12 protein-coding genes are annotated in these 13,840 nt (G+C 59.5%); 3 read left to right on the top strand and 9 right to left on the bottom strand.

Annotated features, from left to right (window positions below; all coding sequences use genetic code 11):
• Positions 1-14: 14 nt before the first annotated feature.
• The 3 genes from WAW39_RS26650 to glpK are packed head-to-tail and all read right to left on the bottom strand — an operon-like array spanning position 15 to position 3,152.
• Entirely contained in the window at positions 15-1,088 is a 1,074-nt protein-coding gene (locus WAW39_RS26650; protein WP_422322199.1) for a GNAT family N-acetyltransferase, read from the bottom strand.
• A gap of 2 nt (positions 1,089-1,090) precedes the next feature.
• Positions 1,091-1,633 carry a Uma2 family endonuclease gene (locus WAW39_RS26645; RefSeq protein WP_422322198.1) on the bottom strand — a complete coding sequence of 181 codons (543 nt, stop codon included), beginning with the start codon at positions 1,631-1,633 and terminating at the stop codon, positions 1,091-1,093.
• A gap of 25 nt (positions 1,634-1,658) precedes the next feature.
• Complete coding sequence (gene glpK, locus WAW39_RS26640; protein ID WP_422322197.1) at positions 1,659-3,152, bottom strand: glycerol kinase GlpK; 1,494 nt, start codon at positions 3,150-3,152, stop codon at positions 1,659-1,661.
• Positions 3,153-3,279: 127 nt separating this feature from the next.
• Between glpK and WAW39_RS26635 the strand changes: the two genes are divergently transcribed.
• Positions 3,280-3,924, top strand: a complete 645-nt coding sequence (locus tag WAW39_RS26635) for a hypothetical protein (RefSeq protein ID WP_422322196.1) — start codon at positions 3,280-3,282, stop codon at positions 3,922-3,924.
• A 67-nt stretch (positions 3,925-3,991) separates the two neighbouring features.
• Here WAW39_RS26635 and WAW39_RS26630 read toward each other — a convergent pair whose 3' ends face one another.
• The 5 genes from WAW39_RS26630 to WAW39_RS26610 all read right to left on the bottom strand — a co-directional run bounded on the left by WAW39_RS26630 (position 3,992) and on the right by WAW39_RS26610 (position 10,325).
• A complete protein-coding gene (locus WAW39_RS26630) occupies positions 3,992-4,726 on the bottom strand; it encodes a 3-keto-disaccharide hydrolase (protein WP_422322195.1) in 735 nt (244 codons plus the stop codon).
• Between the two features lie 27 nt (positions 4,727-4,753).
• Positions 4,754-5,728, bottom strand: coding sequence for a carboxylesterase family protein (locus WAW39_RS26625; RefSeq protein ID WP_422322194.1), 975 nt, complete (start codon positions 5,726-5,728; stop codon positions 4,754-4,756).
• Between the two features lie 97 nt (positions 5,729-5,825).
• Complete coding sequence (locus WAW39_RS26620) at positions 5,826-6,776, bottom strand: alpha/beta hydrolase fold domain-containing protein (RefSeq protein ID WP_422322193.1); 951 nt, start codon at positions 6,774-6,776, stop codon at positions 5,826-5,828.
• 132 nt (positions 6,777-6,908) lie between these two features.
• Positions 6,909-8,303: a DUF1501 domain-containing protein gene (locus tag WAW39_RS26615; protein WP_422322192.1), complete on the bottom strand. Its 1,395-nt coding sequence runs from the start codon at positions 8,301-8,303 to the stop codon at positions 6,909-6,911.
• 9 nt (positions 8,304-8,312) lie between these two features.
• The gene (locus WAW39_RS26610) at positions 8,313-10,325 is read right to left on the bottom strand and encodes a DUF1553 domain-containing protein (RefSeq protein WP_422322191.1); all 2,013 of its coding nucleotides are present in this window, start codon (positions 10,323-10,325) and stop codon (positions 8,313-8,315) included.
• Between the two features lie 91 nt (positions 10,326-10,416).
• Between WAW39_RS26610 and WAW39_RS26605 the strand changes: the two genes are divergently transcribed.
• Positions 10,417-11,334: a helix-turn-helix domain-containing protein gene (locus tag WAW39_RS26605; protein WP_422322190.1), complete on the top strand. Its 918-nt coding sequence runs from the start codon at positions 10,417-10,419 to the stop codon at positions 11,332-11,334.
• A gap of 3 nt (positions 11,335-11,337) precedes the next feature.
• On the opposite strand, the gene WAW39_RS26600 is transcribed toward WAW39_RS26605, so the two are convergent.
• On the bottom strand, positions 11,338-12,789 hold the full coding sequence (locus tag WAW39_RS26600) for a Gfo/Idh/MocA family protein (protein WP_422322189.1): 1,452 nt from the start codon (positions 12,787-12,789) through the stop codon (positions 11,338-11,340).
• Between the two features lie 71 nt (positions 12,790-12,860).
• Here WAW39_RS26600 and WAW39_RS26595 point away from each other — a divergent pair, with 71 nt between their 5' ends.
• Complete coding sequence (locus WAW39_RS26595) at positions 12,861-13,814, top strand: threonine dehydratase (protein WP_422322287.1); 954 nt, start codon at positions 12,861-12,863, stop codon at positions 13,812-13,814.
• Positions 13,815-13,840 lie beyond the last annotated feature (26 nt).

The following is a 13,840-nucleotide window of genomic DNA, read 5'->3' as shown; positions in this document are numbered from 1 at the left end:
AGACGATCTCCCATTCACACCGCCTTCTCCATCACATAATCATCCATCACAAAACCGCTGCCGATGTCACTGACGATGTCTTCGGTGAATCGGAAGCCCGCCCGCAGGTAAGAGCGGATGGCCGGGGCGTTGCGTTTGTTCACACGGAGGCGCACAACTTTGCAGCGCATCTCGCGGGCGCGGTCCTCGGTCCATCGAAGAGTGATTCCCCCAAGCCCATGGCCGTGCACTTCAGGCAGCAGGTAGAGCTTGTTGATGAAGAGCACGGGCTCGAAAAGAAGCTTCTCAAAGGAAATGTAGCCGACCGGCTTCGGCCCGGCTGTCTCCACGAGTGCATACCACACGTCCCGCGCCTGCATCTCATGCGCCATGGAGCCGGGTTGATACCAGATGGAAAGCATGTAGCGAATCTGCTCCACGCTGATGATGCCGGGATAATAGGCATGCCAGATTTCATGTCCCAGCCGCTGCACCGTGGGCAACTCGTGGGCGCCAATCCGGCGGATGCGGGCGCTGAGCGGTTCGCGGTGCGTTTGTATCGTGCTCAGTGCATGCCGCCAGACATCCTCATCCCGCGCTGGTGAGAGGCGGTGCAAATGCTCGGCGATCTGTCCCTGCGTGGGTTCCACGATCTGCTCCTCGCGGATTTGCTTCTGATCCGATGGGAACTCAGCCTTCGGCAGGATCAACTGCGCAAGATACCAGCAGGCCCAGGCACGCCAGGTGCGCAGCTCCTTGTTCGGCTCCACCATGCGCGTGGCCAGGTGCTGCCAGTGACGGCGGGGATTGCCGATGAACTGGCCCTCAACCCGGTGCTGCATGATCCACACCAGCGCCAGATACGGCAGCGGCCATTTGGCGAGAACGGGCTCATCAGCGCTCAGTGGCAGTGACAGCGCACGGTTGATGATGAGGATGCTTTTGGCCGGAAAACCTTCACGCCACAGGCTCTGGGCATAGTGCAGCGCCGTCTCATAAAACAGCGGCCCACGCTCATGATTCAGCGCCTCAATGTCCGTGTGATCGTAGTGCCGGTTCTCCTCCGGCAGCAGCGGGCAGGGCGGATTGATCCATGCGGTGTGTCGCATGATCAGTCAACGCTCACGGAACGTGGCACTTTTGGGCAGAGCAATGAGCCAGCAGCCGTTTCCGGGTCATCTTTGAGGAAGAACTTCAAGCGACCACGCCGGTCGCACACCCACACTTCCTTTGCTCCTGCTTCAAAATACAGACGGCGCTTCTCCTCGATCTCGCCGCGTTTGTTGCCAGGAGACACAACTTCCACGCAAATTTCGGGAGCACCCTTGAGCGCCACACGGCCGCCGACTTGAACCAACCGTTTTTTCGACACCCAGGCCACATCCGCGACCTTGATGCCTTCACTTGTCGAGATGGGACATTCGACAGTGATTTTGCCAGCAGGCGCGTGCTTTTGAAGCAACAAGGCAATATCAGCTTGTTTGCCTCCATGGGAAAATTCGGCGTAGCACATCATAATCGGATTCCCGTACCGGTCGGTTTCCACCCTCCCTGGCCAGCTGCGCACCAGCGGATCACGCCCGATCTCCTCCCAGCGGTCAATATTGAAGACCGTCTGGTTTTTAATCTCGGGGATGGAAAGCAGGGCGCTCATGGCTTCTGGTTTTAAGTTTGCCACATTAATCCGGCTGCTTCAACTCCCATCCCTTGGCACGGCCCAGCGCCCGGTTCCAGCCCTGCGTGATCTGGGTGCGGGCGGAGGCTTTCATGCCCGGCTTGAATTTGCGGTCCACCTGCCAGTGCTTGGCGATATCGGCCAAGTTTTTCCAATAGCCCACGGCAAGTCCCGCGAGGCAGGCCGCGCCGAGCGCGGTGGTTTCATTCACTTTGGGGCGAACGACTGGAACACCCAGCAGATCGCACTGCAACTGCATGAGCAGATTGTTCACGCTGGCACCGCCATCGACACGCAGCTCCTTCAGCTTGATGCCCGCATCAGCTTCCATGGCCTTCAAGATGTCCATGACTTGCAGGGCGATGCCCTCCAGCGCCGCACGCGCAATGTGCGCCGCCGTGGTGCCGCGCGTCATTCCCACCAGCGTGCCGCGCGCATAGGCATCCCAATGCGGTGCCCCGAGACCGGCAAACGCAGGCACAAGGTAAACGCCCCCGGTGTCAGGCACACTCGCGGCCAGCGCTTCAACATCCGTCGACTGACGGATGATGCCCAGCCCATCGCGCAGCCATTGAATCGCCGCGCCGGCAATGAACACGCTGCCTTCCAGCGCGTATTCGGTGCGCCCGTTGATGCGCCAGGCCACGGTGGTGAGCAGTTTGTTTTTGGAATTGATCGGTTTGGTACCGGTGTTCATCAGCATGAAACAGCCCGTGCCATAGGTGTTCTTCACCATGCCGGGCTTCGTGCAAATCTGGCCAAACAAAGCCGACTGCTGATCTCCCGCAATGCCCGCAATAGGAATCGAACCGCCAAGCAGCGATGTCACGCCAAACTCCCCGCTCGAATCCCGCACCTCCGGCAACATGGATCGCGGCACGCCGAAGATTTTCAACAGTTCCTCATCCCAGATGCCTTTGCGAATGTCATAGAGCATCGTGCGCGAGGCATTGCTGACATCCGTGGCATGCACCTTGCCGCCGGTGAGATTCCACAGCAGCCAGGAGTCGATGGTGCCAAAGGCGAGCTCACCTTTCGCCGCACGGGCTTTGGCTCCTTTCACGTTTTGCAAAATCCACTGCACTTTAGTGGCGGAGAAGTAGGCGTCCACGATGAGGCCGGTCTTGCGCTGAATGAGCTTGTCGAGCTTCTGCGCGCGCAGCTTGTCGCAAATCGAGGCCGTGCGGCGGTCCTGCCAGACGATGGCGTTGCAGATTGGCTTCCCGGTTTTGCGATCCCAAACCACGGTCGTCTCCCGCTGGTTCGTGATGCCGATGGCGGCCACGTCCGCAGCCTTCGCCCTCGCTTTGTGCAGCACTTCAGAGGCCACCCCGGCCTGCGTGGCCCAGATTTCCTGCGCATCATGCTCCACCCAGCCCGGTTTAGGGAAGATCTGCCGAAATTCTTTCTGGGCCGTCGCCACGATGCCGCCGTCGTGGTTGAAGAGAATCGCGCGTGAGCTGGTGGTGCCCTGGTCTAGTGCGAGTATGTATTTCATGGTTATTTCAGATGTTCCCAAGGCCAGCCTGCCGAGTCAATGCCTTACAAACTGCCGGGGAACATGTAGATGGCATTTTTCAGTCAGAATGAATACTCTTGCCTGGAAAGCATCCAAACTCACCACCATGCAAACCGTCCCTGAAACCGCAGCGCCCGCCGCACCGCGTGCGCGTTCCACCAAGAAAGTCGTGCTCATCACCCTCGCCGTCATTCTCGGCTGCGCGGGCATCGCTGCCGCCACCGGCGCTTACTGGGTCAAGCAAACCTTCTACCCCTCCGCAATGACTCCCGTGAGCCTGACCGCCACAGAAAAAGCGGAGTTCGACAACAAGCTGCAGGCCCTGAACAATCCTGCCGCCATTCCGCCCGATGAGGCAAACCGCACGATCGTCGTCAACGAGCGTGAAGTGAACGCCTACCTCGCCCAGCAGCAGCTCGGCGAGACCGTGCAGGTGAAGTTTGGCGAAGGCCAGGTCTCCGCTGTGGTCATTTTCACCGCCCCGGAAGATTTCCCGATCGTACCAAACCAAAAGATTCGCCTCCGCTTCACCTTCGGCACCAGCCTCTCGGCTGAGCACAAGCTGTCGCTGAAACTCGACGACCTCAGCCTCGGCGGCATTTCCCTGCCAAACAGCTGGATCGGTGACCTCAAGGGCGTGGATCTAGTGGCTGAAAACGTGGAGACTGATCCTGCGCTGCAAAAATTCCTCGCTGGCATCCAGTCGCTGGAGGTCCACAACGGCACACTGCGCCTCGTGCTGAACAAGTAACAGATTCGGCCAATAAAAAGCCGCAGAGGTGATCCCTCTGCGGCTTTTTTCATTTAGGCTGATCGGATCACTTCTTCGCGTCGGCTTCGGCAAGGATCTTCTTGGCTTCCTCAGCACCGATTTCGCGCACCTTCAGATTGCGCCAGCGGATCTCGCCGCCGTGAGTCTGCAGCATGATCGGTCCCTTGGCAGGCAGCGGCTTGGTGCGGTCGTAGTAGTTTTCCATCACATTCCCGTCGACGACGAGCTTGTCGTTCAGCCACACCCAGGTGCGCGCCCCGATCTGGCGGATGCGGAAGCTGTTCCACTCACCCATGGGCTTGTCCGCCACCACGAGAGGATCGCGGCCGGGGGTGTCCGGGGTGTTGTTGAACAGACCGCCGGAGCCGAGGTGCGGCCTGCGCGTCGGTTTGGCCGGATCGAAGACCTGGGACTTGTCCCAGATCTGCACCTGGGGTGCGCCACGCAGGTAGATGCCGCTGTCAGCACCTGCCACGGTTTTGTATTCGATGAGGAATTCGATGTCGCCAAATTCCTCTTCAGTGGTGGCATAGGGGCCGTGACCGTCGTTGACCAGTTCGCCGTTCTCCACCTTCCAGTCTTTGGCGAATTCGTCGCGCATCTTCTTGAGCGCTTCGGCTTTCTTCTCGCCTTCGAGTTTGACGACGGAATGTGGGTTCAGGCCGTACCAGCCGGTGAGATCCTTGCCGTTGAAGATTGGCCGAAAGGCGGAGTCTTCAGCACGGGAGACCAGGCAAACAGCCAGTAAGAGGCTGCCGAGAGTGAGTGAATTGAGTTTCATAATTATGATGGTGAATGTCAGGTGCTATCACTTTGCTTCCTTGAGCTTGGCGATGAGGAATTCGTTGATCGTCTTGTGCTTCACATCGGTGGCACCGGGATAAACAACCTCGCAGGCCACTCCTTTTTCTTTGCAATGCTCCTGCAGTTTCACGCCAAAGTTGGCGGTGTGCGTCGGGTCTTTCTGCTCCTGGCCGATGGCCGGAGGAGCGCCGAACAAGCAATACACAGGCGGATCATCCGATGTCACGAGCGCGTAGGGCGAGTATTCATTGATCCAAGGCAGGATGCGCTCCCGCGCTGCCACGAAGTCATCGAAGTTCTTGAACTCACCTGCCTTGCTGAACGCATGGCCGCCATACTTGCTGTTCGGCGTCCATTCGCGCATCTGCTTGGGATCCAGCGTGGTCTGTGGTCCGTTCACCGCGGCGGTGTACAGACGGGTCGATTCACGTTTGATAGGATCGCTGCTCTTCGGGTCGGCCATGTCATCATGGAAAGCCAGCCACAGGCTGCTGCATGCACCTGCGGAACCGCCACTGGCGCCAATGCGGGTCTTGTCGATGTTCCACTCCGCCGCCTTGCTGCGCACAGTCTGCAGTGCCAGCGCCGCATCCGTCAGCGGTGCCTTCACCGGCGGCGGCACGTCCTGCGCCTGCGAAATGTAGCGGTAGTTGATCGACACCACCGAAATACCTTCCTTCAAAAACGGCTCCACGGCGATGCCCGCCTTGTCTCCGCCCATCCAGCCGCCGCCATGGATGAAAAACAGCAGCGGCGTCGGCTTGTCCGACTTCGCCTGCCAGAAATCGAGCACATTTCTCTCAGCCGGCCCATACTTCAGATTCGCCACCGTCGGCGGCGGATTCTTCGGATAGACTTTCTTGGCCGGAGCCTTGGCCGCAGGAGCTGCAGCTTTTTTTGCGGGAGCTTCCTTCTTCGCCGGTGTGTCGGCCGCGAAGGCGATGGAGGTGAGTAAAAGGAGGGAGAGAGCGAGTTTCATGAGAGCAGGTAGAACGCTCTCAAATCAGCTTATCTGGCTGCAATCATGAGTCTTCCTCCGCAGCCGTACCAGTCTGGCTGCGGGTCAGCATGGCATTTTACTTCTTCAGTGTATCGATCAAAAACTCCGCGATCGACTTGTGCTTCACGTCTGGTGCACCGGGATAAACGAGCTCGCATTCGTCACCAATTTCGCGGCAGTGTTCCTGAAGTTTGACGCCGTAGTTCGAAGTATGGGTGGGATCTTTTTGTTCCTGCCCGATGCCCGGGGTGCTGGTGTAGAAGAGATAAACCGGCGGGTCGTCCTTGCTCACGAGCTCATAGGGCGAGTACATCTTGATCCACTTCAGCACGGACTCACGCTTTTCCAAAAACTCAGCGAAACGGGTGTCGCGGGTTTTGCGTTCGTTCGGGTCCATGAAGCCGAAGGCATGGCCACCGTAGCGGCTGTTCGGCGTCCATTCCTTGAGCTGCTTGGGATCGAGCGAGGTCTGCGCCCCGCTGACCGCGGCGCACCAAAGACGCGTGGATTCGCGGGCGATGGGATCACTGCTCTTGGGATCGGCCATGTCATCATGAAAGGCGAGGTAGAGGCTGGAGCAGGCACCTGCGGAGCCACCGCTGGCACCAATACGCTGCTTGTCGATATTCCATTCCACCGCGCGGCTGCGCACAAACTGCAAGGCGCGGGCAGCATCCTCCAGCGGCCACTGCACGGGCGGCATCACACCCGCAAGCTGCGCCTGCCAGGAGTAGCGGTAGTTGATGGAAACGACGGAGATGCCGGCCTTCAGGCAGGCTTCGAGTTCTCCCACGCCAGATTTGTCACCTGCAACCCAGCCACCACCGTGAATGAAAAACAGCAGCGGCGTGGGCTTCAGCGAATCGGCTTTGTAAAAATCAAGCACCTGCCGCTCATGCTTGCCATAAGGCACATTCGCGACGGTGGGCGCGCGTTTCGGAACCGGAGCAGGTTTGACGGCGGGAGCAGGCGTCTGCGCATGCAGAGACGCAGCAAGAAGCAAGGTGAGGATGACGAGCGATTTCATGGTTGGAGAGTTAAATAATTTGGAGTTTCATAAAGCGGGAAAAGGCAACTTTATGAAAGGTCGGCAAGACCAATCCAAACGTGCCGCACAGGCCATTTGATCAAACAAAAAAACCGCGACACAGTTGGCTGGTTACGCCAGCGCCTGCGTGATCACCCGACGATCCTCGACGCCCGTGAGGCGCTGGTTGAGTCCCTGATGCAGGTAGCTGAGACGTGAGTGGTCGATGCCCATGAGATGCAGGATCGTCGCATGCAGGTCGCTCACATGGCAGCGGTCTTCAACGGCTTTGAAGCCGAGTTCGTCTGTGGCACCGATGGCCTGGCCACCTTTAACACCTGCTCCTGCCATCCACATGGAGAAGCCATGCCAGTCGTGGTCACGGCCCGGCTTGCCCACGCCTTCGCTGGTCGGGGTGCGGCCGAACTCACCGCCCCAGACGAGCAGTGTTTCGTCCCACAGGCCGGTGCGTTTGAGATCCGCGATCAGCGCCGCGATGGGCTGGTCGGTTTCACCGGCGTGCAAAGTGTGATTGGTGATGCAGTCGTTGTGGCCGTCCCAGGTGTCCTCGATGTGGCCGCCGCCGGAGTAGAGCTGGATGAAGCGCACGCCTTTTTCGATGAGCTTGCGCGTGATGAGGCACTTGCGCCCAAAGTCTGCGGTGAGCTTGTTGTTGAGACCGTACATTTCACGCGTGGCGGCGTCTTCACTGTCGAGATCAACCACGCTCATCGCCTCCGTCTGCATGCGATAGGCCAGCTCGTAGGACTCGATGCGCGCCATCAATTCCGTCTCCTCGGGATGCCGCTTGAGATGTTCTTCATTCAAGGACTTGAGGAGATCGAGACTGCGCCGCTGGGTGCGGTCGCTTGTGCCTTCCGGCGTGGCGAGATCCAGCAGGGGCGAGCCGCCGCTGCGAAACAAGGTGCCCTGATACGCAGCGGGCATGTAGCCTGCGGTCCAGTTCGATGCACTGCCGATGGGGCCGCCGCGGGGATCCGTCATCACCACGAAGCCTGGCAGGTCTTGATTGGCCGTGCCTAGACCATAATTAAGCCAGGAGCCGAGGCAGGGCTTGCCGATGAAAATGCTGCCCGTGTTCATTTGCAAGCAGCCGGAGGCATGCGCCGCCGTGTCCGCATGCATCGAGCGGATGACGCAGAGGTCATCCGCGTGCATGGCGGTGTGTGGAAAGAGGCTGCTGATCTCAAGGCCGCTCTGACCGTGCTTCTTGAACTCAAACGGCGACTGCATCAGGTGACCTACCGCACGGCCGTTGGAGCCCACCTTCGCATCGCCATGATAAGGCATGCCGTGGTATTTCTTGAGCGTCGGTTTCGGATCAAACGTGTCCACCTGGCTCGGCCCGCCATTCATGAAGAGGAAGACGCAATGCTTCGCCTTCACTGGAAAATGCGGGCGCTTTTCTGATAGCGGCGATTCCGCCATCAAATCAGCCAGCGCCAATCCGGCAAAGCCGCCGGTGGCACGCATCAAGTATTCGCGTCGTGTGAGAGGGCGGTTCATCGTCTTGTCTTACCCGGGATAAACAAACTCGTTCAGATTCAAAATCACGCGGCAGGCCTGCTCCAGCGGCTGGTCTTGCAGAAAGGTGCGCATCTTCGCCAGTTCATCAGGTGAGGGATTGCGACAGAGTGCGAGCTTCCAGGCGAGGGTGATCTGCTTTTCGGGATCATTCCCAGCCTCGCGCTTCAGTCGTTTGGCGAAGTGCTGTGCCTGCTGGTTGACGAATTCCCCGTTGAAGAGGCTCAGCGCCTGCGGCGCGACCGTGGTGACCTGACGCTGCGGGCAGCTGCTGACGGTGTCGGCGAGGTCGAGAGTTTCGAGCATGGGGATGACGAGGCCGCGCTTGATGAAGGCATAGATGCTGCGGCGCGAGGCTTCCCGTTCTTCGGAGGGCTGCCAGACTTTCTCCTTGTCGGTATTGGCTTCGAGCGCGGCCTTGGGGATGCCGGGTTTCATCGCGGGACCGAAACGCTTTGGATTGAGCTGGCCGCTGACGGCGAGCATGGAGTCGCGGATGACTTCAACTTCGAGGCGGCGGTAGCGCATGAGCGAGTCCGACGATTTGCTCATCTGCCATGCGCGGCTGGTGAGAATGAGACGATGCAGCTTTTTCAACGACCAGCCAGCGTCATGCATGAACCAGTGGGAGAGCCAGTCGAGCAGCTCAGGCTGCGAAGGCACGGCACCCATAAGACCGAAATCGTTCGCGGTGGTCACGAATCCCTGGCCAAAGTGCTGCTGCCAGACGCGGTTCACGATCACGCGAGCGGTGAGTGGATTTTGCTCACTGGCGATCCATTGCGCGAGGCCGAGGCGGCGTTGCGTGGTCTTTTCACCCGATGGAAACTGCGGCTGCTGTTTGACGAGAATGGCAGGGACAGCAGGTTCGACGAGATCACCAAAGCGAGTGGGTGAACCACGCACGAGCACATGTGTCTCCGGTGCTTTCGCTGATGGTTCACTCCAGGCGTAAACCTCCGCTCCATCAACAGGCACGGTCAGCTCGGTGCGACCTTTGGCGGGACGCTTGAGCGGATTAAACACAGCCACGAGGCTGTAGTAGTCGCGTGTGGCCAGAGGCTCGAACTTGTGATCATGGCAGCGTGCGCAGCCGATGGTGAGACCGAGGAAGGCCTGCCCGGTGGTGCTGACAATGTCGTCGAGCTGATCATAGCGATCCGCCGCAGGATCTGCGGGCTCGTCGTCCCAATGCCCGAGGCGCAGAAAGCCGGTGGCAATGACGGACGCGAGGGAGCGATCCGGCAGTTCGTCACCCGCGAGCTGCTCCAAAACGAAGCGATTGAAGGGCTTGTCCTGATTGAGTGACTCGATGACGTAATCACGATAGCGCCAGACGAAGGGCTTCTCCGCATCGCGCTCGTAGCCGTTGCTGTCGGCGTAGCGCACCACATCCAGCCAGTGGCGAGCCCAACGTTCACCGTATTCAGGGCGTGTGAGCAGGTCATCGATAACGGCGTTGAGATCACCGGATTTGGCGAAACGCTCCTGCTCTTGAATCGTCGGAGGTAGACCGGTGAGATCAAGGTGCACGCGGCGGAGCAGCGCCAGCGGATTCGCATGAGGCGCAGCCTCGCGTTTGCCGAATACGAAGGCGTCAATCGGATGAGCAAAGGCAGACGCAGGCAGTGGTGGACTCTGCACGGGTTGGAATGACCAGTGCTCGGAAGGCTTCTTTGGAATCACTTCATCCTTTGGAAAGGGCGCACCGTCCGCGATCCACTGCCGCAGCAGTACGATCTGCTCTGCGCTCAAACGTTTGCCTTCCGGCGGCATGCGCTCGTCTTCATCCGTGGAAGCGATGCGTTCGAGCAAATCATGGTGAACCTCTTTTTGAATCAAAGCGCCGGCATCGAGCCGCAGATCACCTTTTTGCTTCACGGTGCCATGGCAGGAAATGCAGCGCTCCTTGAGCAAGGGCTTGATGTCTTTCACATAGTCCGCCGCCATGACGGGCAACACGAATGCATACGCGCCCAGCACTGCGAGGAACGCAGATGGCATGGGAATGCAGCGATGAAGTTCAGGCGGGCGCATGGTGTGGCATAGACTGTCTGACATACCCATACGGGCATTCCACCGTTCTCTAAATTGAATGTTTGACCTCATGCATGTAGATTTTGACATGGCCGAGGAGCGCGATCCCAATCTCTACTTCAACATTCCAGGTCCCTGGAACATGAACGCGACGCGGCCCATGCACTGCGATCTGGGGCAAATCGTTTACGCGGGAACCAAGTGGAACAGCCAGGCCACTTATGCGCATGCACCGCCACCGCATTACCTGCGCCCCACGCCGCACTACCTGCTGGTTTTGACACTTGAGGGCATGGCGGATTACATGGACGACACGGGCGTGCGCTGTGCGCTGCAGCCCGGCACGCTGGTGTGGTCAAAGCCTGGCATCAATCAAAGCTACGGCCCTCAAGAGGGCGAGCGCTGGAGTGAGCTGTTCCTGTGGTTCAATGGCAGCATCTTCGATGCCTGGCAGTCTGCCGGATACCCCGGAGATCGCAGCCGCGTGCTGGAGCTCAGCCCCCTGCTCTACTGGACGAACCGGCTGCGCCGTATCCTCGAACCACCACCGGATGCGCCCTATGAGACGGCTCTGTCACGCCTCTGCCACTTCCAGCAGTGGCTGGCCGATGCTCTTCAATTTGATGCCTCACAGCACCAGACGACGGAGACCCTGCAGTGGCGGGAGACAGCAGAGCGCATGCTGGCAGACGGCAAACTGGGAGCGCCATCGCTGGAAGAAATCGCGGCTTCTCTGGGCATGTCCTACAGTGCTTTTCGGAAACGCTTTGTGCAGTTGACTGGCAAAAGTCCTGGCGAATTTCGTGCGGACGCGATTGTGCTGCGTGCGTGTTCCAGGCTGCTGGAGAGCAGCCACACGCTGGCCCAGATCGCGGGTGATCTCGGCTTTCATGACGCGTTCCATTTCTCGCGGCGCTTCAAGCAGGTGGTGGGGATGTCGCCGAAGGATTTTCGACGGCAGCACACGCTGAGGTGAGGATCACACCTCCGGCAGTTCAAATCCGGCGGCGTATTCCTCCTGCGCAAGCTTGTTGGCCTCGGCCGCAAACTCACCGATGAAAACCTCTTTGACCGGATCGAAATCGAGCCATGGTCCGACGACCACCTGCTCGACTTCCGTGTTGATTTGATTCGCGACAAGCGTGGCGAGCATGTCTGCAAAAATGGCCTGGCCGAACTTATCTCCCTGCAGGCGCTCTTTGATCTCCTCGTTCTTCATCGCCTTGCCGAGGCGGTAGGAAGTGTTTGCAAGGTGCGCCAGTGCGGCGGCCTGCTGGCCGTGGCGGATGTGCAGCACGTCCTTGGTGTATTTGCCGGCGCGCACGGAATCGATGAAGTTTTTCATGTGATCCGGGCCGGTGAGAAAGTTCTCAAATTTCGTGATGGTCTTGCCCTCGTTGTCGTACGCCTTGGACTCCGCGACGTAGCCGCCTTCACAGTGGATGATGTTTCCGGTGCGGATGCCCTTGTAAGGCGGCTCGCCGGTTTTTTTGTCCATGTTCTTTGTGGGCAGGCCAAACATGTCCATGAGCAGAGGCGCGGGCTCATAAGGGTGGAAGGCAAGCTGGCAGTTCGCCGTCTGGCCGTCATCCACATAGCCCCAGCGATGGCCGAGGCTCATCACACGCTGCGGCAGCGTGGCGGGATCGTTGAGCGCCCAGCGGGCCACGTCATACTGATGCGGCCCCTGATTGCCGATGTCGCCGTTGCCATAGGGCCACTGCCAATGCCAGTCGTAGTGGAACTGCTTGCGCATGATGGGCATCTCAGGACGCGGAGAAGACCACAGCTTGTAATCCACCGTGGCAGGCGGCAGCTGGGCGGCATCCACCTTGTCAATGCTGAGGCGCAGGCCGTGGACGAGCGCATGGGAGAGCTTTTTCTTTCCGATGTGCCCTTCATTTACCCAAGCCATGGCCGCAGCCCAGCCGAGGTCGGAGCGGCGTTGCATGCCGTGCTGCACGATGATGCCCTTTGCCGCTGCTTTGGTGGCAGCGGCCATGAGCTTGCGGCCTTCAATGAGATTGTGGCAGACGGGTTTTTCCACATAGACGTGCTTGCCATGCTGCAAGGCCGTGAGCGCGATGAGCACATGGCTGTGGTTTGGCGTGGCGATGGTCACGGCATCGATGTCCTTGTCCGCGCAGCACTCGCGGAAGTCGCGGTAAGTTTTGACGGTGATGTTCTGCTTCGCGAGTTCGTCCACTTTCTTGTCCACGACGGCGGAATCGACATCACACAGCGCCACCAAGCGCACGCCGGGAACTTTGAGCAGTTCCTTGATGTGACCGCCGCCACGACCTCGAAAACCGATCACCGCGACACGCACATCTCCGTTTGCCCCCAGCGGCGCTGCCCAGGCGGGCATGGAAATGGCTCCGGCAAGGGAGGTCTGAAGGAAACGACGACGGGAAGTGGCAGGCGTGTTCATGGTGCCGCTCATAACGTCGGCTGCGGGCTTGCCTTTTCGGAGTTCGTGCCTAGCCATGAAAGATGGAGCCACTGCCGACCCTCAGCGAAATCGAAGCCGCCAAGGCGCTCATTCGCCCCCACATTCACGAAACACCGGCGTACCGCTGGCCTCTGCTCGAAGCGGGCCAAAGCTGCGATCTGTGGTTGAAGCATGAAAACCACACGCCCGTTGGGGCCTTCAAAATTCGCGGCGGGCTGGTCTATATGGACGAGCTGAAACGTCAGCAGCCGGAGGTGCGCGGGGTGATCGCCGCCTCGACCGGCAATCACGGGCAGTCCATTGCTTTCGCAGCCAGACGGAATGGTCTGCGGGCGGTGATTGTGGTGCCGCATGGCAACAACCCGGAGAAGAACGCCGCCATGCGCTCGCTAAGTGCGGAACTGGTGGAGCATGGGCGGGAGTTTCAGGAGGCGCTGGAATACTCTCGTGAGCTCGCCGTGAAGGAAGGGCTGCATGCGGTGCCGTCATTCCACCCTTGGCTGGTACGGGGTGTGGCAACGTATGGGCTGGAGCTGTTTCGCGCGGTGAAAGATCTGGATGTGGTGTTTGTGCCCATCGGCCTGGGTTCCGGATTCTGCGGCGTGACCGCAGCGCGTGAAGCGCTGGGATTGAAGACGAAGATCATCGGCGTCGTATCCGAACATGCCCCGGCGTATGCCTTGTCGTTTCAGCAGCGGCAGTTTGTCGAACAAACGAGCATGACGCGAGTGGCGGAGGGAGTGGCCTGCAAAACGCCGAACCGGGATGCGCTGGAGCATGTGATGCGTTATGCCCATGATATCGTCACAGTAAGTGATGATGAGACCGTCACTGCGATGCGTGAGATCATTCAGGGAACGCATAACATCGCCGAAGGCGCGGGCGCTCTGGCGTATGCTGCGCTGAAGAAGCAACGCGACACATGGCAGGGCAAACGTGTGGCGTGTGTGCTCACGGGCGGGAATGCGAGCATGAGCATCCTGCGCGAGGCGCTGGGAGTGTGATGCAGCGCGGAGCGTCTTGGAGTGCG

Source organism: Prosthecobacter sp. (assembly GCF_049294395.1).
In the GTDB taxonomy this organism is placed as follows: domain Bacteria; phylum Verrucomicrobiota; class Verrucomicrobiia; order Verrucomicrobiales; family Verrucomicrobiaceae; genus Prosthecobacter.
This window is presented reverse-complemented; position numbering and strand designations above follow the sequence as displayed.